This window comes from Comamonas sp. MYb69 (assembly GCF_037479315.1).
Classification (GTDB): Bacteria; Pseudomonadota; Gammaproteobacteria; order Burkholderiales; family Burkholderiaceae_C; genus Comamonas.
This window is the reverse complement of the sequence record NZ_JBBGZG010000009.1, coordinates 103,197-128,142: the sequence shown is the minus strand read 5'-3', so window position 1 is coordinate 128,142 and position 24,946 is coordinate 103,197. Positions and strand designations below refer to the sequence as shown.

18 protein-coding genes are annotated in these 24,946 nt (G+C 62.6%); 12 read left to right on the top strand and 6 right to left on the bottom strand.

Translation table 11 applies throughout. From position 1 onward, the window contains the following. Positions 1-20: 20 nt before the first annotated feature. On the top strand, positions 21-428 hold the full coding sequence (locus WH303_RS14125) for a hypothetical protein (protein WP_021026358.1): 408 nt from the start codon (positions 21-23) through the stop codon (positions 426-428). Here WH303_RS14125 and WH303_RS14120 read toward each other — a convergent pair. Both WH303_RS14120 and WH303_RS14115 read right to left on the bottom strand, forming a co-directional pair. Beyond that, positions 421-2,028 carry a hypothetical protein gene (locus WH303_RS14120; protein ID WP_339519243.1) on the bottom strand — a complete coding sequence of 536 codons (1,608 nt, stop codon included), beginning with the start codon at positions 2,026-2,028 and terminating at the stop codon, positions 421-423. The genes WH303_RS14125 and WH303_RS14120 overlap by 8 nt on opposite strands. A 43-nt stretch (positions 2,029-2,071) precedes the next feature. After that, positions 2,072-3,652 (bottom strand): hypothetical protein, encoded by a 1,581-nt coding sequence (locus tag WH303_RS14115; RefSeq protein WP_339519242.1) that lies wholly within the window; start codon positions 3,650-3,652, stop codon positions 2,072-2,074. On the opposite strand from WH303_RS14115, the gene WH303_RS14110 reads away from it, so the two are divergent. Continuing rightward, the gene (locus WH303_RS14110; RefSeq protein ID WP_339519241.1) at positions 3,619-4,026 is read left to right on the top strand and encodes a hypothetical protein; all 408 of its coding nucleotides are present in this window, start codon (positions 3,619-3,621) and stop codon (positions 4,024-4,026) included. The two genes, WH303_RS14115 and WH303_RS14110, sit on opposite strands and share 34 nt — an antisense overlap. 121 nt (positions 4,027-4,147) lie before the next feature. Here the strand turns inward: WH303_RS14110 and WH303_RS14105 are convergent, their stop codons facing one another. The 3 genes from WH303_RS14105 to WH303_RS14095 form a co-directional block, all read right to left on the bottom strand. After that, positions 4,148-5,104, bottom strand: coding sequence for a FecR domain-containing protein (locus tag WH303_RS14105; protein WP_021025562.1), 957 nt, complete (start codon positions 5,102-5,104; stop codon positions 4,148-4,150). Further along, positions 5,104-5,607, bottom strand: a complete 504-nt coding sequence (locus WH303_RS14100; RefSeq protein ID WP_021025561.1) for a sigma-70 family RNA polymerase sigma factor — start codon at positions 5,605-5,607, stop codon at positions 5,104-5,106. The genes WH303_RS14105 and WH303_RS14100 overlap by 1 nt, the downstream gene beginning before the upstream one ends. Positions 5,608-5,730: 123 nt before the next feature. After that, positions 5,731-6,393 (bottom strand): TetR/AcrR family transcriptional regulator, encoded by a 663-nt coding sequence (locus WH303_RS14095; protein WP_021025560.1) that lies wholly within the window; start codon positions 6,391-6,393, stop codon positions 5,731-5,733. Between the two features lie 259 nt (positions 6,394-6,652). Between WH303_RS14095 and WH303_RS14090 the strand changes: the two genes are divergently transcribed. The 7 genes from WH303_RS14090 to WH303_RS14060 all read left to right on the top strand — a co-directional run bounded on the left by WH303_RS14090 (position 6,653) and on the right by WH303_RS14060 (position 18,075). Beyond that, positions 6,653-7,729: an alcohol dehydrogenase gene (locus WH303_RS14090; protein WP_021025559.1), complete on the top strand. Its 1,077-nt coding sequence runs from the start codon at positions 6,653-6,655 to the stop codon at positions 7,727-7,729. A gap of 25 nt (positions 7,730-7,754) precedes the next feature. After that, positions 7,755-9,185: an NAD-dependent succinate-semialdehyde dehydrogenase gene (locus tag WH303_RS14085; RefSeq protein ID WP_339519238.1), complete on the top strand. Its 1,431-nt coding sequence runs from the start codon at positions 7,755-7,757 to the stop codon at positions 9,183-9,185. Between the two features lie 67 nt (positions 9,186-9,252). After that, positions 9,253-12,534, top strand: a complete 3,282-nt coding sequence (locus WH303_RS14080) for a carboxyl transferase domain-containing protein (protein ID WP_339519236.1) — start codon at positions 9,253-9,255, stop codon at positions 12,532-12,534. Positions 12,535-12,592: 58 nt separating this feature from the next. After that, a complete protein-coding gene (locus WH303_RS14075) occupies positions 12,593-14,218 on the top strand; it encodes an AMP-binding protein (RefSeq protein ID WP_339519234.1) in 1,626 nt (541 codons plus the stop codon). Beyond that, entirely contained in the window at positions 14,215-16,029 is a 1,815-nt protein-coding gene (locus tag WH303_RS14070; RefSeq protein ID WP_339519232.1) for a class I adenylate-forming enzyme family protein, read from the top strand. Before WH303_RS14075 ends, WH303_RS14070 begins: the two co-directional genes overlap by 4 nt. 155 nt (positions 16,030-16,184) lie before the next feature. After that, positions 16,185-17,396 carry an ABC transporter substrate-binding protein gene (locus tag WH303_RS14065; protein WP_339519230.1) on the top strand — a complete coding sequence of 404 codons (1,212 nt, stop codon included), beginning with the start codon at positions 16,185-16,187 and terminating at the stop codon, positions 17,394-17,396. Between the two features lie 193 nt (positions 17,397-17,589). Then, positions 17,590-18,075 carry a toxin-activating lysine-acyltransferase gene (locus WH303_RS14060; protein WP_339519229.1) on the top strand — a complete coding sequence of 162 codons (486 nt, stop codon included), beginning with the start codon at positions 17,590-17,592 and terminating at the stop codon, positions 18,073-18,075. Positions 18,076-18,192: 117 nt separating this feature from the next. Here WH303_RS14060 and WH303_RS14055 read toward each other — a convergent pair whose 3' ends face one another. Further along, positions 18,193-20,883 carry a DUF5979 domain-containing protein gene (locus tag WH303_RS14055; RefSeq protein ID WP_339519227.1) on the bottom strand — a complete coding sequence of 897 codons (2,691 nt, stop codon included), beginning with the start codon at positions 20,881-20,883 and terminating at the stop codon, positions 18,193-18,195. Between the two features lie 651 nt (positions 20,884-21,534). On the opposite strand from WH303_RS14055, the gene WH303_RS14050 reads away from it, so the two are divergent. The 3 genes from WH303_RS14050 to WH303_RS14040 all read left to right on the top strand — a co-directional run bounded on the left by WH303_RS14050 (position 21,535) and on the right by WH303_RS14040 (position 24,604). Beyond that, the gene (locus WH303_RS14050) at positions 21,535-22,716 is read left to right on the top strand and encodes a hypothetical protein (protein ID WP_339519226.1); all 1,182 of its coding nucleotides are present in this window, start codon (positions 21,535-21,537) and stop codon (positions 22,714-22,716) included. Between the two features lie 283 nt (positions 22,717-22,999). Then, positions 23,000-23,578: an IPTL-CTERM sorting domain-containing protein gene (locus WH303_RS14045; RefSeq protein ID WP_339519225.1), complete on the top strand. Its 579-nt coding sequence runs from the start codon at positions 23,000-23,002 to the stop codon at positions 23,576-23,578. A gap of 165 nt (positions 23,579-23,743) precedes the next feature. Beyond that, a complete protein-coding gene (locus WH303_RS14040) occupies positions 23,744-24,604 on the top strand; it encodes a hypothetical protein (protein ID WP_339519224.1) in 861 nt (286 codons plus the stop codon). Positions 24,605-24,946: the final 342 nt, after the last annotated feature.

The following is a 24,946-nucleotide window of genomic DNA, read 5'->3' as shown; positions in this document are numbered from 1 at the left end:
AATGAGTGCTTGGATCTGCGATGAAGGTGGTAGCGCGAAAGGTATTTCCGGACATTCAACTTCCAGCTGGCGAAACCGATGTTTTTGACATCCGTCGCCAGGCCGCATCGCTGGAAATCATCGTGAAAAGTCTGCTGGACGACACCGTCACGCTGCACATTTCGTTCCCACATTACGAAGCGCTGCTGGAGGCCGATGAAGGCAACCACAGCGCCTACTGGTGCAGCGGGCAATTCAAAGACAGCATCGTCTATGAAATTGCAGCGGGCGGCCTGCTCTCGCGAGAGCAGGCCATGCCAGGTTTGCTGACATCGGCTGCGGCATTTTCCGATGTTCGCGAATGGTTCATCGCCACCAGCGGAAGCTGCGTGTCGGTGGTTTCGACGGCGCAGCCTTCATGTCTCCTGAAGTCGCTGGGCACTAGTTAAGTGGTACATCTCCCAGACCGGTCAGATTGCCATGGCGGTCACGCACACGAACAGCGGCCGACGACACGAAAAACGGATCGGAGATCAGCCCAAAAGGCATGAGGTTGGAGGAATTCTTCCATTCGCACTGCACATAGGATATCCCTTGGGCCGGCTGGCATCGCACCGAGCCTTCAGCATTGGTGGCGCTATCGCCGTCCATGCGGTCCAGAATCACTGGCATCGGGATCCAGGGCATATACCATTCGCCGAACAACTTTTCCTCGGCAGTCTGCATGGCATCCAATGTAAAGCGTTGCATGGGCTTGGGCGCTTCTCCCGGAAATTGCAGCATCGCCTGCGTCAGACTCGTTGCGCCGACCGCTGTCAGCTGCACCGCCACCTCACCCGCCTCTTCCAGCAGTTGCCCGCTGGCGGGCGCACCGCCTAGGCTGCGGCCACCGGCATAGCGGTTCAATACAAAGCTTGCGCTGCTGGTGGTGCTGCGCTCAAATTCAGACGCGTAGCGGCCAAAGCCCATGTAAAAACTGGGCTGGCCATCAGCTCGGTAGCCAAATACCTGCATCAGCATCGTGTCGCCTTGCACATCCAGGCTGATGCCGCGTCCGGGCTTACCTGTCCGCTCGTCCTGTACCAGCCAGGTGCCATTGCTGGGCAGATAAGTGGGGGTACGCCGGTAGCTGCCTTCATAGGTACTGTAGGAATCCCATCCTTCGCTGTAGCAACCGGTGATGACCACCGGTACGCAGCGCTCCAGATAGGTTCGGATATTGCTGCCTTGCAAACGCAAAGGGGTCGTGGTATCAGCCTGCAAGGTCAGGGTTCCGGTCACTTGCGGCCCTAGGGATCGGAACTCTGCCGCTTGAACAACGGGAGCCAGCTCAGCATTCGCTGCCACACAACGGATGCTTTGGGACTGCGCGGGGCGCTCGCAGTCCAGCGTGTTGCGCACATCGCCTTTGCTCAGGGTCAAGCGCAGCAGGTCCACACCTGATTGGAGTTCCGCCCGCCAGTCGCTCACCACCTGCCCCTGCGCGTTCAGCCCCAGCCATAGCGCCTCTTGGGTGGTCTCACGCCCAGCCTGTGCTTGGTAGTACGGGGCATCGCGGCCAACAAACACATAACGCTCAATCGCCTCGGCGGGCTCTCCGGGCAACTGTATCGTTCCCTGCAAGCCATTGCGAAAGCTGAGCGTCACATCGCCCATGCTTTTGTCCTCTTGGGCATCGCGGGGCTCGCTGCCAAAACTGCGGCCGCCTTGGTAGCGCATCAATGGGGCTATGACGGTGTTGCCCTCCATCTGGCCCGAGGCAGCGTAGAAAGTGGCATCGCCATTTTTCTCGTAGCCAAATACCTGCATGAAGAAGGTATTGCCCTGCACATCGATGGCAAAACCTCGGCCCGGTCTACCGTCTACTTCATCGCTGATCACCCAAGTGCCGGCCTGGGGGGTGAAGTCTCTGGCGGCCCAACTGCTCACGCAGGTCAGGGCCAACAATGGCGCCATCAGCGTCAGGCCCAAGGCTTGCAATGATCCAAATCTCCTCACATCATCTCCCTGTGTATGCATCCGGACATGGATGCCGTTTTGATAAAGCAAAGCTCCCTCGCTCTGCAGCGCATCCGGTGGCCTGCGCGCTTACTCAATCCATGGGTACATTGCCAAGTCCGGTGAGATTGCCATGGCGATCACGTAAGCGAATTGAAAAGTTGCTCACGACAAACTCGTCGTACAGTTCCATGACATAAGCGGTATCCGTCGAACCATTTTTTTGGCATTCACCTCGCGATACCTGCGCGTTAAATTTGCATCTCACCGAGCCATCTTCAGTGGTGGCGAAATCGCCATCCAAACGATTGAGAGTGATAGTCACTGGTACTCCCTCTCGGAACGAGCCCGGGATATACCATTCGCCGAACAGTTTGTCCTCTATCGTTTGCCAAGGTTGCAAGGAAATACGGCGCATAGGCTTGGCGGGCTCTCCTGGAAACTGCACCACTGCCTCTGCCAGACCGACGCCCTTCGCGCCAGAAATGCGGACCTCCACCTCGCCATCGTCCCGCAGCCATTGCCCACTAGCAGCTGCACCACCCACGCTGCGCCCACCCCGGTACTGGTGCAGGCTAAAACGGGCACCACTGGTTCCCGGCGCCTGGGGATCAGCCGCATAATCGCCAACTCCCATCGAGAAGCTGGGCTGGCCGTTGGGCTGGTAGCCAAAAACCTGCATCAGCATTTTTCCGCCCTGCACATCCAGACTCACGCCTCGCCCAGGCTTGCCCGTCAATTCATCCTCCATCACCCATGTGCCATTGCTGGGCAGATAGGCCGGCCGGTGCGAATAGCCAAATGTCCCTGGCAGATACGACTCCAGTCCGTTCGAACAGCAACCGGTGATGACCGCCCCGCGGTACGGAAAATCTACGCGGGTATTGAAACCGAGCAACTGCAGGGAGGCAGCGCCTTCAGCTTGCAGACTGACAGTGCCAGCCACCTGCGCGCCTAGCAAGCGAAACTTCACCTCTTTGACCTCTGGTGCTTGTCCCGGGGATTTATCCCCTGCCGCGACACAGCGGAAAATATCGCTTTGGACTGGGCGGCTGCACTCCAGCGTCTCAGCATGGCTTTCGCGATACAGGTGCAAGCGCAAGGGTTCGGTCGAACTTGATTGAAGACTGGCATACCAGGCATTCACGACTTCACCTTGCGCATTCAGCCCAAGCCACCGACTAGAACGCGTTGCATTCTTCCACTGCTCAGTCTGGTAATACGCAGCATCTGGCGCAGCAAAAATGAAGCGCTCTATGTCTTTCGCCGGCTCGCCAGGCAGTTGTATCGTTCCCTGCAAGCCATTGCGAAAGCTGAGCGTCACATCGCCTACGCTTTTATCTTCTAGTGCATCGCGCGGCTCACTGCCAAAACTGCGGCCACCTTGGTAGCGCATCAACGGGGCTGTGACGGTGTCGCCCTCCATCTGCCCCGAGGCGGCGTAGAAAGTAGCATCGCCATTTTTCTCGTAGCCAAATACCTGCATAAAGAAAGTATTGCCCTGCACATCGATGGCAAAACCACGGCCTGGTTTGCCGTCCACTTCATCGCTGATGACCCAGGTGCCTGCCTGTGGCGTAAAACTGCGTGCTGCCCAGCTGGGAGATAGGGACAGACCCAGTGCAGATACTGCGAGAATGGATGCAAGCTTTGGAATGCGCGTTTGGTGTGCCACTTTATCTCCCTGGATTGAATCATTTTCAGATGCATGTCATTTGTACTTATCACCTGGATGCCAGCGATGCGGACGAAGCTGGATTCCATGAATACCATTATGAGTATTACATCTTCCAATTCTCTGAAGGCGAAGAAAGCTTTTTTGCGCGCAGCTATACCGATGAGCCCCATGGGGCTCACTTTCTCAATGCGGAAAAAGCCGGTCGATCACGGCCATTGACGACCAAGGATTTAGGCGCACCACTTTTCCTGGAAGCACAGGCCTATTTAAGGCAGGCGGGTAAAACTGAGCTGAGCTGGCTCAGTGGTAAAGGCAATGGTTATGAGCTACTGCAAAATCCGGTGATTCAGGACCCCATCAAACAGCAGTGATGCCTTCGCAAGCCCACAAAGACCAGCACAAATCACCGGTTGCAGATAAGCGATACCGACGTTTGGCGGCGCCAGTGAGTGCGCCGATTCAAAGCGATGGATGGCGCACCCAGCACCCCGATTAACGCCCCACCACCCTCACCACCCCATGCGCCAACCGCTCGATCCGCACCGGCAGCGACTGCGCCAGCAGCGCCAGGCTGGCGTCCGTGTCCTTGAGCGACAGGGCGCCCGATAGCCGCAACTGGGCCACGGCAGGATCACACTGCAGCGGGTCCGCACGGTAGCGGGCGATCTCGGCAACAACATCTGCCAACGGCATGTTCTTGGCCAGCAGCATGCCCTGCTCCCACAGCGCGGCGCTGGCTTGCACATCGGCTTGCGGGCCGATATGGCTGGTGCTGAAATCAGCGGTGTGCCCTTCTTGCAGCACTTGGGTGGCGCCCTGCTGGTTGGTGATGGCGACGGCGTGGCTAAAGACCGCCACGCGGCTGGTGCCCGCATCCACACGGCGCACGCTAAAGCGTGTGCCCAGCGCCTGCACGGTGCCTTGCCGTGTCTCCACGACAAAGGGGCGGTAGCTGGGCGATGGGTCAGCCTGCGTGGTCACCAAAATCTCGCCGCCGAGCAGCCGCACCCGGCGCTCCTTCGCGTTGAAATGGACGGCCACCGCGCTGGCGGTGTTGAGCGTCAAGGTAGAGCCATCGGGCAGCAGCATGGAGCGCGACTGCCCCACGGCGGTGGCCTGGTCGGCCATCCAGTCGCGCCAAGATAGCTCTCGCCAGGCCAACCAGCCGGCCGGGGCCGCCACCAGCAAGCCGCCCAGCCAGGCCAGACTCTTGCGCCGGTCGGGCCGCTGCACGGCAGTCAAGGTTTGCTGGCAGACCTCGGCAGGTACCTGGGCAAACACGCCCAGCATGGCTTCGGCCTTGTGCCAGGCGGCCTCATGCGCGGGGCTTTGGCTGCGCCATTGCTCAAAACGGGCCTGCTCCTTGGCCGTGGGCGTTTCGTAGCGCAGCACGATGAGCCAATCGGCCGCTTCGCTGAGCAAGGTGTTTTGTGCGGCAACGCCGGCCATCACGCGGCCTCCAGGCACAGCAGCAAGGCCTTGTGGATATGGCGGCGCACGGTGATCACCGGCATCGCGACCTGGTCGGAGATCTGCTGCAGGCTCAGGCCCTCGAGCTGCGCCAGTAAGAACACCTGGCGCGTCTTGGGCGCCAGGCCTGCCAGCAGCCGGTCGATCTGCACCAAGGCTTCGATGACCTGCAGCTGGGTCTCGGGCGATGGCGCATGCGGCTCGGGCAAGGCCTGCAAGGTTTCCAGGTAGGCGCGCTCGATCTCGCGCCGGCGCCACAAATCGACGACCAGGCCCTTGGCCACATGGGTCAGGAAGGCGCGCGGCTCGTCAGCAGCGTCCACATTGCGGGGCGACACCATGAGCCGAATGAAGGTGTCATGGGCCAGGTCGGCCGCGTCGCCCGCATTGCCCAGACGGCGCCGCAGCCAGGACTGCAGCCAGGCGTGGTGGTTTTTGTAGAGCGCTTCGATGGGCGAAGCCGAGTATCCGGGAGATGCCATGCGATATCCGCGCCCTGCTGCCACAGTGAATAGTTGAGAATGAATCTCAATTATATTCAAATGTAAAGACCGTCTTTACGCAGGACATTCGCGGCCGCCTGGCGCGCCAGCGGCGCGGGTAGATCAGCGCTGCGGCGCTGCCGGCACCGGCAGCACATACTGCCCCGTCCAGCCGACCAGGCGCAGCGCCATCTGCGTCATCTCCTGGCACAGCGCCTCGATGGACAGCTTGCCATTGGGCTGGTACCAGCGGTGCGTCCACTGCACCATGCCGCTGATCGCAAAGGCGGTCACCTTGGGGTTGCCGACCTGGAAAACGCCGGCCTCCACGCCGTTGACGATGAGCCGCGTCACCAGCGCATCAAAGCCGTGGTACTTGCTGCGGATATCGCTGATTTTTTCCGGGCTCAGGCTTTTTTCCTCTTCGAGCAGGATCACCGAGAAGGTGCTGAGCTCAATCTTGCGGCGCGTATAGGTGTCGATAAAAAACTCGAAGCGCCGCACCGGGTCCTTGTCCTCCAATTGCTCGCACTGGCTCACCGCCTCGTAAAGGCCGGCAAACACCTTGTCGAAAAGCCGCTCGAGCAGCTCGTGCTTGGACTTGAAGCGCTTGTAGATAAAGGGCTTGGTCACGCCGATCGAGGCCGCAATCTCGTCGAGCGTCGCGCTCTTGAAGCCGCGCTTGTAGAACAACTCGGCGGCGGCATTGATGATCAAGGTGTCCTTGTATTCCTGGATCTGGTTTTTGGCATCGCCTGCGTTGGTGTCGGTGGGTTGAAGCTGCACTGCTGAATATCTCCTGGTGGGCGTGGGGGCTGCGGCGGTGGCGCGCGCCGGCACGCTGTACGCATGGCCCCAGCATAGTGGAAAGGCGGGTGGTTTTGCACAAGATGCCAAGCAGCATCCATGCGTGAAATCCCCAATAGTACCAATCGATACTGATCAGTATCTTTGGGCTTTTCCAACGCTGAACAGCCGCTCCAGGCCCATGCCGACGCGCCGCGCCAGCAGCCACAGAGCCCCGTTGATTACAGGAGACAAGCGCATGTCGAACGCAACCGCCAGCCCTGGCGAACAGCTGAGTTACCAGGTCGTCGATTTTGGCCAGCCGCTGCAACTGGCCCGCCGCGCCATCGCTGCGCCCCAAGGCAGCGAGGTGCTGGTGCGCATCAGCGCCTGCGGCGTCTGCCACAGCGATCTGCACATGGCCGAGGGCTTTTTTGACCTGGGCGACGGCCGCCACTTCGGCCTGGAAAAAGTGCTCAAGCCGCCGCGCACCCTGGGCCATGAGATCGTCGGCAGCGTGGCCGCCAACGGGCCCGATGCCCAAGGCGCGCTGGGCCGCTCGGTGATCGTCTTCCCCTGGATTGGCTGCGGCCAGTGTGCGCTCTGCGCCCGGGGCGATGAACACATGTGCGCCCGCCCCGAGAGCCTGGGCACCACGCGCGATGGGGGCTTCAGCACCCATGTGCGCGTGCCCCACCCGCGCTACCTGATCGACCATGCCGGCATTGATGCCGCCTTTGCCGCCACCCTGGCCTGCTCGGGGCTGACGGCCTACTCGGCCCTGAAAAAAGTGGCACCAGCGACCGAGCAGGCGCCGCTGGTCATCATCGGCGCGGGCGGCGTGGGCCTGGCGGCGGTGGCGCTGGCCAAGGCCTTGCATGGCCTGGGGCCCATCGTTGTCGATATCGACCCGGCCAAGCGCCAGGCTGCGCTGGATGCCGGCGCCAGCCGTGTGGTGGACCCGGCAGAAGCCGATGCCGCCAAGACCCTGGCGCGCTCGAGCGCCGAAGGCGTGTCGGCAGTGCTCGATTTTGTCGGCTCCACGCGCACGTTCGAGTTTGCCAATGCCGTCGTCGGCAAGGGCGGCAAGATTCTTATCGTGGGCCTCTTTGGCGGCAGCGCCAGCATCCAGCTGCCGCTGATCCCCATGCGCGCCATCTCCATCGGCGGCTCCTATGTGGGCTCACTGGCCGAGCTGCGCGAGCTGGTGGCGCTGGCCCAGCAAGGGGTGCTGCCGTCCTTGCCGCTCAGCAGCCGCCCGCTGGGCGATGTGCAGACCGTGCTGGACGAGCTGCGTGCCGGCAAGGTCACCGGCCGCGCCATCTTGCAAAGCTGAAGCCAGAAAGAACCAGGAGCACCGCATGAACTACCAAGTCCAATTGCTGATCGACGGCCAGTGGCGCGACAGCAGCAGCCAGGAATGGCTGGACATCACCAACCCCGCCGATGAAAGCACGATTGGCCGCGTGACCAAGGCCAGCCGCGCCGACCTGGATGCCGCGCTGGCCGCCGCCCAGACCGGCTTTGCCGCCTGGCGCAAAACCTCGGTGATGGAGCGCTCGACCTATCTGCGCAAGGCCGCCGCGCTGGTGCGCGAGCATGCCGAAGAGATGGCGCTGATGCTGGTGCATGAGCAAGGCAAGCGCCTGACCGAGGCGCGCATCGAGCTCTCGGGCGCCAGCGAGGTGCTGGAATGGTTTGCCGAAGAGGCACGCCGCTGCTACGGCAGCATGATCCCGCCGCGCTCGCCCGAGCTGCGCCAGTATGTACAGCATGAGCCGGTGGGCCCGGTGGCGGCGTTCACGCCCTGGAACTTCCCGATCAACCAGGCCGTGCGCAAGATTGCCGCCGCGCTGGCTGCCGGCTGCTCGATCATCGTCAAGGGCTCGGAAGAAACGCCGGTGGCCCTCGCCCGCTTTGTCCAGGTGCTGGAGCAAGCCGGCCTGCCCGCAGGCGTGCTGGGCCTGGTCTATGGCGTGCCAGGTGATATCTCCGAGCACCTGATTGCCTCGCCCGTGGTGCGCAAGATCTCGTTCACCGGCTCCACCTCGGTGGGCAAACTCCTGAGCGCGCAAGCGGGCGCGGCGATGAAGCGCGTGTCGATGGAGCTGGGCGGCCATGCGCCCGCCATCATTTGCGACGATGCCGACCTGGCGCGCAGCCTCAAGCTCTTGGGCGTGCAGAAGTTCTGGAACGCCGGCCAGGCCTGCATCTCGCCGTCGCGCTTTATGGTGCAGGCCCCCATGTATGACGAGGCCATCGCCGGCTTTCAGCGCATTGCCGAAGGCTATGTGATGGGCAATGGCCTGGACAAGGCCACCCGCATGGGCCCGCTGGCCAACCCGCGCCGTGTGGCCGCCATGCAGGCGCTGGTGGATGACGCGGTGGCCAAGGGCGCCCGCCTGGTGACGGGCGGCAAGGCGCCAGATGGCAAGGGCTACTTTTTTACGCCCACGGTGCTGGCCGATGTGCCGCAGCACGCCCGTATCTTCAACGAAGAGCCTTTTGGCCCGATTGCCGCCTTTGCCCGCTTTGACAGCGATGCCCAGGCGCTGCAAGAGGCCAACCGCCTGCCCTGGGGCCTGGCCGCCTATGTGTTCACCGGCTCGGCTACGCGCGGCGAGTGGTTCAAGAACGAGATCGAAAGCGGCCTGGTCGGCATCAACTCGATCGCGATGGGCTACCCCGAGCAGCCGTTTGGCGGCGTCAAGGATTCGGGCTATGCCAGCGAAGGCGGCGCCGATGCGCTGGCCTTCTACCTCAGCAGCAAGTTTGTCAGCCAGACCATCTGAGCGCGCGGGCCCGCAGCCTGCGGGCCCCTTGCGCGGCGCACCGCGATTGAAGAGACAAGGGAGTTCCATGCACAAGGTATTGATCGCCAACCGGGGGGAGATTGCGGTGCGCATTGCGCGCACGGCCGCAGACCGGGGCATCGCAAGCGTTGCGGTCTACGCCAGCGACGATGCAGCCAGCCTGCACCGGCGCGCGGCCGACCACGCCCGCGCGCTGGGCACCCAGGGCGCAGCCGCCTATCTGAACGGCGCGCATCTGATCGAGATTGCCCGCCAGGAAGGCTGCGACGCCATCCACCCCGGCTACGGCTTTTTGAGCGAGAACGCGGCCTTTGCGCAGGCCTGCAGGGCAGCGGGTCTGCGCTTTATCGGCCCCTCGGCCCAGGCGCTGGAGACCTTTGGCGACAAGGCCCAGGCGCGCGCGCTGGCAGAGCGCGAACAGGTGCCGGTGGCGCAAGGCACGCACAGCGCCACCAGCCTGGCGCAGGCCCAGGCCTTCATGCAGCAGCTGGGCGGGCCGGTGATGCTCAAGGCGCTGGCAGGCGGCGGCGGGCGGGGCATGCGCGCGGTGATGGCCGTGGAAGACCTGGGCGCAGCCTTTGACCGCTGCAGCTCCGAAGCGCTGAGCGCCTTTGGCCGCAGCGATCTGTATGTGGAGCAGCTCATCGGCGGCGCCCGCCATATTGAGGTGCAGATCGTGGGCGACGGCAGCGGCGCGGTGCAGCACCTGTTTGAGCGCGATTGCACTTTGCAGCGCCGCCACCAGAAGCTGCTGGAGATTGCACCCAGCCCCTTTATCAGCGAAGCGCTGCGCGCGCAGCTCGTGCAGCACGCCTGCCGCCTGGGCGCAGCGCTGCATTACCAGGGCCTGGGCACGGTGGAGTTCCTCGTCGACAGCCGCAGCGGCCAGTACATCTTTATCGAATGCAACCCGCGCCTGCAGGTGGAGCACACCATCACCGAGGCCATCACCGGGCTGGACCTGGTGGCGCTGCAGTTTGCGCTGGCCGATGGCGCCAGCCTGCAGGACCTGGGCCTGGACCAGGCAATGCCGCTGCCCCGCCAGTTTGCGCTGCAGGCGCGTGTGAACATGGAGAGCATGCAGCCCGATGCCCAGGCCCTGCCCACCGGCGGCACCTTGGCGCGCTTTGAGCCGCCCACCGGCCCGGGCGTGCGCGTGGACAGCTTTGGCTATACCGGCTACGAGACCTCGGGCAACTATGACTCCCTGCTCGCCAAGGTCATCGTCAGCGGCCCCAGCCAGTTTGGCGTGCTCTGCGCCAAGGCCGAGCGTGCGCTGGCCGAGTTCCATATCCAGGGCCTGGAGACCAACCTGGACTACCTGCGTGCGCTGCTGCGCGATGCGCAGGTGCTGCGTGGAGATATCGACACCACCTATGTGGAACGCCAAGGCCCGGCGCTGCATGCAGCGGCCACCGCGCTGGCAGCACAGCGCCAGGCTGACCCACAGAGCACCAGCCAGAACGCCGCACAGACCGGCACCAGCGACGAGCCCGCGTTGCCCGTAGGTGCCCATGCGGTGCGCGCTGCGATGCGCGGGCGGCTGATTGCGCTGGAGCGGGATGCCGATACGGTGCAGGCCAAGGGTGCCTCGGTGGCGGTGCTGGAGGCCATGAAGCTCGAGCACAGCGTGGACCTGGCCCAGGGCGGCCGCTTTGTGGCGCGCGCGGCGCTGCTGGGCGAGGTGGTGGCGGCGGGCACCCTGCTCGGCTGGGTGCTGCCCGATGCATCGGCCGATGCGCTGGCCGCAGAGCAGCAACAGGCCGACCTCGATGCCATCCGCCCCGACCTGGCCAAGGTGCTGCAGCGCCAGCAGGGCCTGATGGATGCGGCCCGCCCCGAAGCGGTGGCCAAGCGCCGGCGCCACGGCAAGAACACCGCACGCGAGAACCTGGAGCAGTTGCTCGATGCCGGCAGCCTGGTGGAATACGGCGGCCTGACCCTGGCCATGCAGCGCGGGCGCCGCAGCGAGGAAGAGCTGATTCGCCTCAGCCCCGCGGACGGCACCATCACCGGCCTGGGCCGCATCAACGGCCCGCAGTTTGGGCCCGAACAGTCGCGCTGCGCGGTGATGGCCTATGACTACACGGTGTTTGCCGGCACCCAGGGCTTTATGGCCCACCGCAAGATGGACCGCATCGTGCATACCAGCGAACGCCTGGGTCTGCCCTTTGTGCTGTTTGCCGAAGGCGGCGGCGGGAGGCCCGGCGACACCGACTATGTGGGCGTGTCGGGGCTGGAGTTCACGACCTTCACGCACATGGCACGGCTGTCGGGCAAGGTGCCCACCATCGGCGTGGTCTCGGGCCGCTGCTTTGCCGGCAATGCCGCCTTGCTGGGCTGCTGCGATGTGATCATCGCGACGCAGGATGCCAGCATCGGCATGGCCGGCCCGGCGATGATCGAAGGCGGCGGTCTGGGCGTGGTGGCGGCCGACGACGTAGGGCCCGTGGACGTTCAGACACGCAATGGCGTGATCGACCTGCTGGCGCGCGACGAGACCGAGGCGGTGACCCTGGCCCAGACCTACCTGGGCTTTGTGCAGGGCAAGCTGCCGCCCGGCGCGCATGCCGACCAGCGCCTGCTGCGCGCGCTGGTGCCCGAGAACCGGGTCAAGGGCTACGACATCCGCGCGGTGGTGCAGACCTTGTTTGATAGCGGCAGTTTTCTGGAACTGCGCGAGCACTTTGGCCGCAGCGTCGTCACCGGCTTTGCCCGGCTGGAAGGCCAGGCCGTGGGCGTGCTGGCCAACGATGGCAGCCACCTGGGCGGCGCGCTCGATGCCAACAGCGCAGACAAAATATCGCGCTTTCTGGAGCTGTGCGACAACTACGGCCTGCCGGTCGTGTCGCTGTGCGATACGCCGGGCTTCATGGTCGGGCCCGAGAGCGAAAAGGCTGCAGCCGTGCGGCACTTTGCCCGCATCTTTGTGACGGCCAGCCATATCAAGGTACCCGTGCTGGCCATTGTGCTGCGCAAGGCCTATGGCCTGGGCGCGCAGGCCATGCTGGGCGGCAACCTGTTTGTGCCGGTGGCCACCGTGGCCTGGCCCACCGGCGAGCTGGGGCCCATGGGCATCGAAGGCTCGGTGCGCCTGGCCTACCGGCGCGAGTTGGAAGCGCTGGAGGACGCTGCCGAGAAGGCCGCCTACTTCCAGGCCAAGACCGATGAGATCTACGCCCAGGGCAAGGCGCTGAACGTGGCCAGCTACAACGAGATCGACGATGTGATCGACCCGGCGCAGACACGCAACTGGCTGGCCAGCATGCTCGCCAGCCTGCCAGCAGCCAGCCCTGGGCGGGAGGCATCGGGGGTATCGCCCTGGTAGGCCCCACCCAACCACTGCGACCGAGATCCCCAAAAACACCAGGACCGTAGGAGACACCATGAGCCCCATCGCATACCGGCAACAAGAAAAGCCCTTGCATGAGTACCTGCGCCAGCATGCGCGCACCCAGCCCGACAAGCCCGCCTTTATCTGGTACGGAACCGCCATCAGCTGGGCCCAGCTGGACCAGATGAGCGATACCTTTGCGCACCAGCTGCAGCAGCGCGGCGTGGCCAAGGGGGACCGGGTGGCCCTGTTCATGCAGAACTGCCCGCAGTACGTGATTGCGCATATCGGCATCCAGAAGCTCGGCGCGGTGGTGGGGCCCTGCAGCCCGCTGTTCAAGGGCCATGAGCTGGAGTACCAGCTCTCTGACCTGGGCGCCAAGGTGATCGTCGCAGCCGATGTGCTCTACGAGATCGTGCAGGCGGCGCGCCCCAAGACGGCGATTGACCATGTGTTCCTGACCCACTACGCCGACCTGCTGCCGGCCCAGCCGACGATCGACCTGCCCGCCGAGATCGGCACGCCCAAGCGCCATATCGATGGCACGACAGACTTTGTGGACTGCTTGCGCGCGCCCCTGCCCGCGCCCGATGTGGGCCCGCTGGACATGGACGATGTGGTGCTGATGACCTATACCTCAGGGACGACCGGCCTGCCCAAGGGGGCGATGCTGAGCTACCGCAATGCGCTGTTCAAGGCCCATGCGGCAGCGGACAACAACCCGATCCGCGATGACGACACCATGCTGGCCGTCGCGCCGCTCAACCACATTGCGGGCATGCTGATCGGCCTCAATGTCACGCTCTACACCGGCATCCGCTGCGTGCTGCTGTACCGCTTTGACCCCGTGCAGGTGCTGCAGGCGCTGGCGCGCTACCGGGTGACCTGGTGGTACAGCGTGGCGAGCATGAATGCGGCGGTGATGCAGGTTGACGCAGCGCACAGCTACGACCTCAGCGCGCTGCGCATCAACCCCAGCACCAGCTTTGGCATCACCATCAACCAGGCGCTGGCCGAGCAGTGGCGCGGCTTTGCGCCCAACTGCCAGCTGTTTGAGGTGACCTATGGCATGTCCGAAACCCACACCTGGGACACCTCGATGCCCGTCGATGCCATCAAATGGGGCGCGCACGGCATTCCGATCGACGGGGTGGAATGCCGCGTGATCGATGCGGGCACCGGCCAGGACCTGCCCGCCGGCCAGGTGGGCGAGCTGGTCTTGCGCAGCCCGGGCAACTTCAAGGGCTACTGGAACAAGCCCGAGGCGACGGCCAGTACCTTGAAGGACGGCTGGGTGCATACCGGCGATATGGCCAAAATCGACAGCGATGGCTACCTGACCTTTGCCGGCCGCTTCAAGGAGATGATCAAGGTCTCGGGCTACAGCGTCTTCCCCGAGGAGGTCGAGTCCATCATGATCAAGCACCCTTCGGTGGCGCAGGTGGCGGTGATCGGCATCGATGACCCAAACAAAGGCCAGGCGGTCAAGGCGGTGGTGATTACCCGCAAGGGCGCGCCGGCAGTGAGCGCGCAGCAGCTGATCGACTGGTGCCGCGAGCAGATGTCGGTCTACAAGGCACCGCGCGAGATCGAGTTTCGGGATGCGCTGCCGACGACGGGCACCGGCAAGGTGCTGCGGCGCCTGTTGAAAGATCCGCAGAAAGCGAGCGCCGCATGAACGCGCAAGCCCACCCCGTTGCGGCGCTGGACAACCAGGCGCTTTTGGAACTCTTGCAGCGCGATGGCGAACTGGTCACCGAGCGCCTGGCGCACTGGGCACGTACCAAGGGTGACCAGCTCTTCTACCTGTATGGCGAAGACGATGTGCGCTTGAGCTATGCCGAGTTTGACCGCATCACCGATGCCATCGCTGGCAACCTGGCAGCTGCCGGTATCGGCCGGGGCATGCCAGTGTCGGTATTCATGCGCAACCAGCTCATCAGCGCCTTGGCGATGTTTGGCATCTGGAAGGCGGGCGCCGTGTTTGCACCGATCAATTTTGGGCTGACCGAGCGCCTGCTGGCCTACCAGATTGGCGACACCCAGCCGGTGATGCTGCTGGCCGAGCGCGCACTGGTACCGGCGCTCAACGCGATCGTCGACGAGCTGGCCCAGGTCGCGCCCTTGGCCCATGTGGTGGTCTACGAGCCGCCCGCCGGCAGCCATGATGCGGTGACAGGCGGCGTGGCCTACCGCGGCCCGCAGGTGGAGACGGACTGGGCCGCGCTGCTGCAGCCCGCAGCCAAACCGGATGTGGCCCTGGCCTATGACGACCTGTGCAACATCATCTACACCTCGGGCACGACCGGGCCATCGAAAGGCGTGGTGCAAAGCCACCGCTGGATGAACCAGTACACCTTCCTGTTCCGCCAGATGCTCAACGGCCATGACGTGGTCTACAACGACTTGCCGATGTACCACGTGGGCGGCGCGGTGTTCAATGTGGTGCGGGCGGTGTGGGCCGGCAGTGGCCTGGCCTGCTGGGACCGCTTCAGCCCCAATGATTTCTGGCGCCGCATTGCGCTGAGCGGCGCCACCAGCGCGGTGCTGGTGGACACGATGATCTCCTGGCTGGCCAAGGCGCCGCCAGCGGCGACCGACCACCACAACAGCCTCAACAAGGTCTATATGCAGCCGCTGCCCCAGCGCCATGCAGAGATTGCGCGCCGCTTTGGCTTTGACTTTGTGACCGCCGGCTTTGGTCAGACGGAGTCGGGCATGTCCTGCTTCACGGTCATCGAAGAGACGGACGCCAGCTGCGAATCCCCGCCCGCCTACCGGCGCGGCCAGACGCGCGAGGCCATCCGCGCGCAGGCGGCAGCCCTGGGCCTGGAACTGCTGGGCCCCGCGCAAGCGGGCCAGGTGGGCAAGGGCTACCTGGGCCATCCGAGCCTCTTTGTAGAGGCCGCCGTGCTGGACGAACGCGATGGCGAGTGCCCTGTGGGCGTGGCTGGGCAGCTGGCTTTTCGGTCGAAGCTGCCCTATTACCTGCTGGTCGAATACCTGGGCAAGCCCCAGGCCACCGCCAAGGCCTTTCGCAATCTCTGGTTCCACACCGGCGACTCAGCGCTGCGCCATGCCGATGGCAGCCTGAGCTTTGTCGACCGCATGGGCGACCGCATCCGCGTGCGGGGCGAGAACATCTCGTCCTTCCATATCGAGGACATGGTTAACCAGTACCCGGCCGTCGAAATGACGGCCGCCTTTGCCATTCCCGCGCACGAGGGCGATGAGGACGATGTCGTCGTCTATGTCGTGGCGCGCGAGCAGCAGCTGATCGACCGCCAGGCGCTGCACGCCTGGTGCGACAGCAAGATGCCCAAGTTCATGCGGCCGCGCCATATCCGCGTGGTCGAGCAGTTCCCGCGCACGCTGACGCAAAAGATCGAGAAGTTCAAGCTCAAGGCGATGATCCTGGCCGAGCTGCAGGGCCAGCCTGCCAACGAGACAGCGGCCACGCCACCCACCAAGGAGCGCCGCATGACCTGACACCTCCGCCCTGCCCCAGCTGGCTTTGTGCCAAACCCTTTGTGTGATCCGCTACGCCGTGCCCACCAGGCCCAACCCCTTGCCCTGAACCCTTTGACAGCGGGGCAAACCCACCTGGCCGTGGCCAACGATAAAAATACCAGGAGACCATTTCCATGAAGTTCAGAACCACTTGTTTGACGACCCTGCTTGCATCTGTTGGCCTGGCCTCTGGCGCATGGGCGCAGGGCATTTCCGACAACGCCGTGCGCATTGGCGTGATCAGCGACACCTCCAGCGCCTACGCCGATATTGGCGGCAAGGGCACGGTCGCGGCGGCCACGATGGCGATCAAGGATTTTGGCGGCACGGTGCTGGGCAAGCCCATCGAGCTGCTGTCGGTGGACCACCAGAACAAGGCCGACATTGGCGCCACCCGCGCCCGCGAGTGGTTTGACCGCGAGAACGTGGACATGGTCATCGGCCTGGGCAACACGGCGGTGCACAACGCAGTCGCCACCGTGGCCAAGGAAAAGAACAAGGTGCTGATCAACACCGAGGCGGGCTCGAGCTCGATCACCGGCGAGAACTGCGCGGCCAACATCGTGCACTACACCTACGACACCTATGCCACGGCCAACAGCACCGTCAAAGCGGTGACCGAAGGCGGCGCCAAGAGCTGGTACATCGTGGCGGTGGACTATGCCTTTGGCCAGGCATTGTCGAACGACATCACGGCCGCCGTCGACAAGAACGGCGGCAAAGTGATCGGCACGGTCAAGCACCCGCTCAATGCGCCCGATTTCTCGTCCTACATGCTGACGGCGCAGGCCTCCAAGTCCGATGTGATTGCGCTGGCCAATGGCGTGAACGACACCATCAACTCCATCAAGAGCGCCCGCCAGTTCGGCATCACCGACAAGCAAAAGGTGGCCGCTGCGCTGATGTTCATCTCGGACGTGCATGCGCTGGGCCTGAAGACCGCCCAGGGCATGTATGCGACAACCGCCTTCTACTGGGACCGCACGCTCGAGAGCCGCGCCTGGTCGCAAAAGTACTTCAAGGTCATGAATAGGATGCCGACCATGGCCCAGGCCGGCACCTACTCGGCGGTGATGCACTACCTCAAGGCGGTCGAAGCTGCGGGCACCGACGAGACCGCTGCGGTAATGACCGCGATGAAGAAGATGCCTATCAAGGACTTTTTCAGCGACGACGGCAAGATCCGCGAGGACGGCCGCATGGTGCATGACATGTACCTGGTGCAGGTCAAAAAGCCCGAGGAGTCCAAGGCGCCTTGGGACTACTACAAGATCATCGCCACCATCCCGGGCGACCAGGCCTTCCGGCCGCTGTCCGAGGGCAAGTGTCCGCTGGTCAAGTCTTGATGGGCATCAGCCACTGACGGCCCCCAGCGCTGCGCCCCGGCACATCTGGCTCAGCCATTAGCTGGGCTGCTGCGGCAGCGGCTGGCTCATGGCCGGCCGCTGCGCACCATGCCCAGCCAACTGCAACGCCCTGCTCACGATGCCCCTGGGCTGCGCGTATATTGTCAGCCTAGGGAAACTTTTGGAGCCTTGCATGCTGTTGGATGGTGTTCGCGTCATAGCACCCAGTTGCTACCCCGAAGACGCATGGAATGAGGCGGAGGTTCTAGGCGGCATGGTGTGGCTGTGGAACCAGCACAGCTACTACCGCCAGGGCTCGGTCGAATCGGCGATGGAAATACTGACCGCGATCATCGCTTCGCGCCATTTCTGCTTCTTTGTCAAAGACCAGCAACCTTTGGGCTATGTCAATTGGGCCTTTCTGAACGAGCAGGACGAGCAGGCTTACATCCACAAAACCGAGCCGTATGCGGCTTTTTTGAACCGTCCCCACGATGGCATCACGCCAGTGCGCATGTGGATGCTATCCTGGTTCTTTCCCGCGGGCGGCAGCACAGTCGCCAAGCGCCTGCTGAGAAAGCATGTGCTCAAGGCGGAGCGGGCCTATTTCCTCTACCACAAGCCCGCCGCAGGCACGGTAACGACCAAGTTTTTCTCCGGCCTGGAGCGGGGCCGCTGAATTGGCACTGCAGGCCGAGCGCTGCGCACAGCACCCCATAAAGCCACACTGCTTGAACAAGCAGCATGGCTTTGCTGGGGCTAGCGGTTCATCGGTACCCGCCTTCGGCACTGGCGCTTATGGCTTGGGCTGCCTCTCAGCGCGTTGGCGCCGCCAGGCCAGCATGCCGATCAGGGCGGCCAGCCCTCCCAAGGCCAAAGGCGCATTGACGGGTACACGGGCCAGATCACCCGTGCCTCTGGCCAGCTGGTTGCTAATGGTGGCGGTGGCCGTCTGCCCGGCCACGATGCGGCCAGGCTGGGTATAGACAGGTGGCGCCCAGACCAGGCCATCGGGGGCCGCCGGCAAGGTTTCAGTCACCGTGCATTGGCTCCCTTCTGGCACTGCAATCGGGGCGGCACTGCCCTGGTTACCCGCCACAGCGATGCTGCCAGCGGTGTTGAAGTTCGGGCTGACGCAGGCGACGCTGAAGCTGATGCTGCCGCTGTACGCAGCAGCACCTGCAGGCACGAACACCGCCTTGTTCACCTGCAGCGTCCCCATGGCCTGCATCGTATTGGACAGCGTATTGGTAATGGTGGCGGTCTGCTCCTGGCCAGCGAGCACCGGGGTGATCGCCGAGTAAGCCGGTGGCCCCCAGGCATAGCCAGCCGGTGCTGCAGGCAAGGTCTCACTCAATGCGCACTGGCTGCCCGCTGGCACCGTGATGGCGCTGGATGCACCCAGGTTGTTGGCCACGGTGATGCTGCCATGGTGCGTCGCGCCGCTGTCGCAGCTTAGCGCAAAATCAATGCTGCCATTAAAGGGCGCGGCGCCCGCCGGTGCGTTAACCTCTTTGCGCACCACAATGGATCCAGTGCCAAGCCTGGACTGCAAGTACCAGTTGTTGCCCACCTTGACCAGCGCATAAACAAAGCTGCCCTGCGCGATGGAGCCACCATCGAGTGTGAAGGTCGCGGCGGAATTGCCCGAGACCTCGACCACTAAGATCCCGTTCCCGGTGGTGAGCGCGCCTGCGCAAGCCGCGCCCGCCGCAGGTGTTACCTTGAGCACCGTGCTGCCACTGGTGTCTCCCACCACCTTCAGCACATCGGAGGGTGCACTGCTGTCGCCCAGACAGGTATCGACCGCCAGCACTGCCGCATTGCTGCCGCTATAGCTGGGCTGGATGGTCAGCACATCATTGGGCTCGCTGTCCACCAAGTTGGTGGTCGATGCATCCGAGTTGACCGGTCCGTTCATCACAAAGGCCCCAGCACCCGCCTTGAAGGCATCCAGCCGCGAGCCTGCCGCCATGCCAAAGCTGGTGTAGGTGGAGGTTTTGTCGCCGTTCGTCTTCTCGGCCAGGGCCCAGACGGAGGCATGGTTTAGCGCGATATCGAGGCTGGAGTTGACATAGGACTTGTTGCTCAGCCCTCTTGCCACGCTGGCGTTGTCCAAGCTCAACAGGGCCGAACTGGCCGCCGCCGAGCTGCGGTACTGGATGATGTCCACCAGATAGCCATTGCTCGCTGCAGTCAGGTCTGAGCCTTTGTCAAACAGCATCTGCACATCCTGCTGCCCGCTGTCGACCAGCAGCAGTGGCGCCGTCGCCGACTGGGTCGTTAGCGTGGCTTTGCCAAATTGCGCCTGGATGCCTTGCGAATCCACGCTGGTGCCCCAGTCATCAATCCCGATGGCCAGCGCAGAACGGCTGGCCTGGATGTTGGCAGAGCTGTTGGCGCCGTTTGCCAGCAACTGCGAGCCGGTGACGGCCAGCTTGATGGCCGGGCTCATATAGGGCTCGCTGCCTCCCAGCGCCGGGTCCATCGTGATCTGCATCGCCCCCTGAGACGTGACCAAGCCCTTGCCGGTACCGATGGCCCGCGATTTGCCAATTTTGATGGCGCTGCTGTCGGCGACCGCGCCGCTTCTGGTCAACGTGATCGTGCTGTCGTTGAGCACCACCTGCGAAACGGCCTCACCGCCACTGCTGGCGGCAGCCCCGGACACATAAATGCCCTCCAGGCGTGCACCGGTCATCGACATACCGAGCCGCCCCTTGATCTCGATCTTGCCCGAGCTGCCATTGCCCGCATCCTGGTAGGCGCCCTGGATGGCCCGCAGGCCGGCGTTCAGGATGGGGTTCTTGGTTCCTCCCGACGAAGTCTGGTTGAGGGTCAGGTTATCGAGCGTCACCGTCGTGAAAGTGCCGTTGCGTGCGGTATTGCCCGTCCCTCCTTCGCCCGACACCACGCTGGACCCGGCCAGCACGCCATAGATCGCGGCACCACCGGTGGTATTGCCTCCGCTATAGCTCATGGCCGCTGTGATGTTGGTATTGGCCGCACTGATGTTGACACCACTGTGGCTGCCGATGCTGGTCGCATTGTCTGTCGTCGCCACATCCAGCGTGATATTGCCCGCCTGCATGGACGCATTTCTCGCTCCAGGTGCACCTGGGCCGGTAGCGTACTGGTTGCCGATGCCGCCATAGCCCCCACTGACATGGGCTTGGACATTGGCATTGCCAATGGTCAGCACGCCATCCAGGTTGGAGCGGGCTAGCAGGTAAAAGCTGGCAGTGGCTGGCTGCGTCAGCAATCCTGCCGTAGCTGGCACCACGGTGCAGGTGGCATCGGCCCCTGAGTTGCCTGGCAGGTAGGAGCCATCGGCTGCCTGGCTGCAGTTTTGTGCCTGGGCCAGCGCTGCAGTGCACAGCAACACAGCGCTCACCGTCGTTTGCTTGCCTGCACGCTTGGTGATTTCGGAGCATGCCACCCAGGCCCCGAGCGCTGCGCTCCACTTGCTGGTGTAGGTTTTATTCATGTCACTCCTTTGAATTATCCGTCGACAGAATATCCATCAACAAAATACAAATAACACTTGATTGTGGGCCTCTTCAAACGGAATGTCGAGAATCGAACACCCCCACTGAATGTCAATCAATGTGAATACAGCAGCAGCGCCTGATTTAGCCCGGATGCTTCAGACACAACAAGAAACAGATCTATTGATTCAGCTCAAGAAAATACGCTCTTGGTTGCACCCGCTGGCACTTTGAAGAGCACACCACCCGGCACGACGAGATGGCAAGCATTTGACTTTCATGAAAAAAGTACCACCTCGGTGATCAATGTCGATCAGCCTACCCACCGGAATCCCTGGCTTTCTCAGTTCTCCCTTTTCAGTTTCCGCCTATACCGCAATTTATGCCCCCGGGAATTTCCATTACGCCCCTTTAAAATACGTCCCTGGCATAGGCAAGTTATCACTGAAAATCTGACACAGCTACAAATGTCAATTAATGTCATCCGATCAATTAATTGATCACCTAATGCTATAAATTAAATCTAATTTAAATCCCAGGCACCGCCATTTGCTGCCTGCGCACGTCCTATACCGTCGCTGTTGACCATGCTTTTGAACTTACCGATTCTTTCTTCTTCGCTCATGGGTCTGGCCTTGGCGGCCCCATTGATGGCCCAGGCCCAACTGGTCTACCGGCCAGACAGCCCGCTCGGTATTCCCACCTTTACCTGCAGCAACGCCTCCGAGCCCTTTCTGACAGCAGCGGCACTCAAGGATCCGGGGCAGGTGCTCAACACCCAAGCCACCAGCATCAGCGACCGAGGCAACCAGCAGCGCTGGGCCTATGCCTTCAATCCCGCAGCGCCGGGCTCGCACACCATTCCACAAGCCACGGCCGGGGCCACCGAAGAGATCCCCACGTCGCTGACCTTTGCCGGCAATGCAGTGCCCGCCGCGCTCAGCAGCCTGCCCACCATGGCCTGGCAGCATTTCTCGGGCCGTGAGGTGTTTGCTTATAGCGGCGGCACGCTAACAAGCCCCCAACTGGGCACCGCCCAATCGCTCAGCTCGGTGGGCTTCTACCTGGCCAATCCCAATGGGGGCGCGCCCTCCAACCAGACGCGGTTCTTGCGCTACCAGTTCTATCTGGCACCTGAGGCCGATGCGGCCACCTACCAGCTGAGCTTGAGCGGCGTGGGCGCCGATGACCAGATTGCCGGCTACTACATCAACGGCGTGCTGAGCGGCACCAGTCCAGTGCTGGGCGCAGGTCCCACTGCGGATCTGCAGTGGAAAACGGGCCTCAATACGCTGACCGTGGCCCTCTATGACACCATCCCATCAGCTACACGCTTGGTCGTAGGCGGCGCGACTGCGTCTGCCTGCATTCCGCAAACCCTTGCCGTAACGCTGGCCGTGCAGGCGCCGCTCATCACCACCGCGCAGACGCAGGTGCTGAGTGGCATCGCAACGTCGGCGGCACCGGGCGGCGGCGCATCCACGCCCTTGCCCCCGGGCACCACCATCACCTTGCAACTCTCCGGCCCCGATGGATTTAGCACCAGCCAGACCACCACCGTCATCGGCAGTGGTGGCGCGTATTCACTGACCTGGCCGGCTGGCCTGGCGCCCGGCAACTACGAGGTCATTGCCCTCCTCAGCGACCAGCCAGGCGTGCAATCGAGCGTGGGCAGCTTTACCGTGCAAGCGGTGGTCGTGCCGCCCCCTCCGCCACCGCCGCCGCCCACCACGCCGCAGGCTGTGCCAGCGCTGGCGCCCTGGGCCACCATCGGCTTGGGAGCGTTGCTTGCCCTGCTGGGCAGGCAGCGCCTGCGCCGCCGTACAGGCTGATCCGATCCAAGGCCGCCTTCGGGCGGCTTTATTTATCTATCTGATGGATCATGACAACAATTAGCTGCATATCCATTTATTTTTAGAGAGAGTGCCTACCACGTCACAAGGACGAGCGCGGAGGTGCTTGGGGGGAGATGACAGCTAGGAAATGGCTTTTTTCTCAATAAACTGAGATTTAGACAACGAAATGCAGATTTTTCTTGAAAACCAGCAAATATAAGGATTGCTATTTAAGTTACATTTTGTTAACTTCGTCTCCTTTTACACCGAGGGAGACACCATGAACAAACTTTTGGCATCCGCCGCGCTGGCGCTCAGTTCTCTGGCGTTCACTGCCGCCGCCCAAGCCGCGCCGCTGCAGTGGACCTTGAAGGACGTGACCTTTGACGATGGCGGCACGGCCACCGGCTCTTTTGTGTATGACGCCGACAGCGACACCTACAGCAATGTGCAGCTGAGCACCACGGCAGGCAGTGTCGGAGGAGCCTCAGAATTTCGCAGCAAATGTGTCACGCCCCACTGCATCAACGCCTTGCCGGAGCTCATCTTTGTCGCCTCCAGCAACCAGAGCGACCTGACCAATGTGCCCTACCTCGATATTGAACCGTCGGCACCTCTCACCAATACGCCGGGTACGGTCGAGCTGGTGTTTGGCATGTCCACCACCTGCGGCAATGCAGCCTGCTCCACCAATGGCCCCGGATTGCGCGCGTTCTTCAGTGGCCAGCTCGTTGGGATACCCTATATCGCTCCACCTGCTGCACCCAACAGCGTTCCGACGCTGAACCAATGGGGCCTGGCCGGACTCAGCATGCTATTGGCTGCATGGGCCTTGCTGTATCGCCGCCGCCCATCCTGATATAGGGCGGTTCCTTTTCCCCCGGATATCAAGCCATCTGCACTGGTCCTTTACCCAGCCCTGCCTGCGAGTAAACCTCCAAGGGTGCCTCAAGACACTCCCTGACATTTAGGCAAGCAATATGTAAGGATAAGTTGATAGAATGTAAAGATTAACAACGGGGATATGATGATTTTCAAGAAGATTGCATTGGTTGGCGCCTTGCTCGGCACTGGTTTGGCACAGGCCTTTGCGCCGCAAACAGGCACCTGGATTGTGACCAGCGAAGTCAATGGCAAGCCAGGCCGTGGCTTGGCGATTGATGTGCAGGACAATACCTTGGTCATGCAAATGTACGCGTATGATGCAAGTGGTAACGCTACGTTCTATATGACCAGCGGCACCTTGGCGAATGACCGCTATTCTGCGCCCCTGAACAAATACCGTGGCGGCCGTTATCTGGGCAGCGGAGACCTGTCGGGCAAAGAAGACGGCAGTGCTGGCAACGTTTCGATCCGCTTTGAGTCGGGCACCAAGGGGTACATCACCCTGCCTGGCGAGACCGAGAAAGAGATCTCCCGCTTCAATTTCGCCTATGGCAATAATCCAGAAGGCCTCAAAGGAATCTGGATTTTCAGCCCACTCAATTCGCTGACGCCGACCTCGGACTTTTTCAGACTTGAAAAAGTGCAGGCCCCAACGGCCGATGGCAATGGCGTGATCACTACCGCTGCAGGCACTTTTGGCTGCGAATACCAAGTATCTGGAAGCGCTGCCGGAACGGTGATTTGTGCAAAGGTGAGTTCGGCTGGCAGGTTGCTCGGTGGCTACCAGTTCACCTACAGCGTGAACGAGGGTGAAGGCTATTACCTCAATAGCGCTGGCGTGCGCGCTTCCATCGCGACCATGCACCGCTTGGCCAATCGCGCAGATACGGGAACGGGTATTGTCCTCAAAACGGAAGCGAATGACGACAGCGCTGCCCCGGAGGTGAGCCCAGAGCAACTGCGCCAGGCAATCGAAAGCGTGGCAGCGCAAGTGGAATAAGCGGCAGCACGCTGCGAGCAAACACCACCAAACCGCCCTTAGGCGGTTTTTTTATGGGCGATTTCGCCGCTGCAGACGTTTGCAGCTTTGGCCCCAAACGGCGCAGCCCATTTTTGACATCGCCAGGCTTGGCGAGCCACTAAACTGGCCCACTACCGATAAATCAGGACATGCTTTGATGCGGACACCTTATCTATTTGCCTGCCCTTAGAACCTGTTCAATGTCTCCTCGCGCCGCGACAGTGTCTTTGCGGGATAGGATGCTAGGCGCAGTGCGCAGCCAATAGCCAGCTATTGGCAAGCGCTGCAACGCCGCAGACCGCCCCTGCCCGGGCGGCCGCA

Coding starts and splice junctions, on each gene's coding strand:
- WH303_RS14125 (WP_021026358.1), top strand. CDS start 21: ATGAAGGTGGTAGCGCGAAAGGTATTTCCGGACATTCAACTTCCAGCT.
- WH303_RS14110 (WP_339519241.1), top strand. CDS start 3,619: ATGCAAGCTTTGGAATGCGCGTTTGGTGTGCCACTTTATCTCCCTGGA.
- WH303_RS14105 (WP_021025562.1), bottom strand. CDS start 5,104: ATGGCCGGCGTTGCCGCACAAAACACCTTGCTCAGCGAAGCGGCCGAT.
- WH303_RS14100 (WP_021025561.1), bottom strand. CDS start 5,607: ATGGCATCTCCCGGATACTCGGCTTCGCCCATCGAAGCGCTCTACAAA.
- WH303_RS14090 (WP_021025559.1), top strand. CDS start 6,653: ATGTCGAACGCAACCGCCAGCCCTGGCGAACAGCTGAGTTACCAGGTC.
- WH303_RS14085 (WP_339519238.1), top strand. CDS start 7,755: ATGAACTACCAAGTCCAATTGCTGATCGACGGCCAGTGGCGCGACAGC.
- WH303_RS14080 (WP_339519236.1), top strand. CDS start 9,253: ATGCACAAGGTATTGATCGCCAACCGGGGGGAGATTGCGGTGCGCATT.
- WH303_RS14075 (WP_339519234.1), top strand. CDS start 12,593: ATGAGCCCCATCGCATACCGGCAACAAGAAAAGCCCTTGCATGAGTAC.
- WH303_RS14070 (WP_339519232.1), top strand. CDS start 14,215: ATGAACGCGCAAGCCCACCCCGTTGCGGCGCTGGACAACCAGGCGCTT.
- WH303_RS14065 (WP_339519230.1), top strand. CDS start 16,185: ATGAAGTTCAGAACCACTTGTTTGACGACCCTGCTTGCATCTGTTGGC.
- WH303_RS14060 (WP_339519229.1), top strand. CDS start 17,590: ATGCTGTTGGATGGTGTTCGCGTCATAGCACCCAGTTGCTACCCCGAA.
- WH303_RS14055 (WP_339519227.1), bottom strand. CDS start 20,883: ATGAATAAAACCTACACCAGCAAGTGGAGCGCAGCGCTCGGGGCCTGG.
- WH303_RS14050 (WP_339519226.1), top strand. CDS start 21,535: ATGGCCCAGGCCCAACTGGTCTACCGGCCAGACAGCCCGCTCGGTATT.
- WH303_RS14045 (WP_339519225.1), top strand. CDS start 23,000: ATGAACAAACTTTTGGCATCCGCCGCGCTGGCGCTCAGTTCTCTGGCG.
- WH303_RS14040 (WP_339519224.1), top strand. CDS start 23,744: ATGATGATTTTCAAGAAGATTGCATTGGTTGGCGCCTTGCTCGGCACT.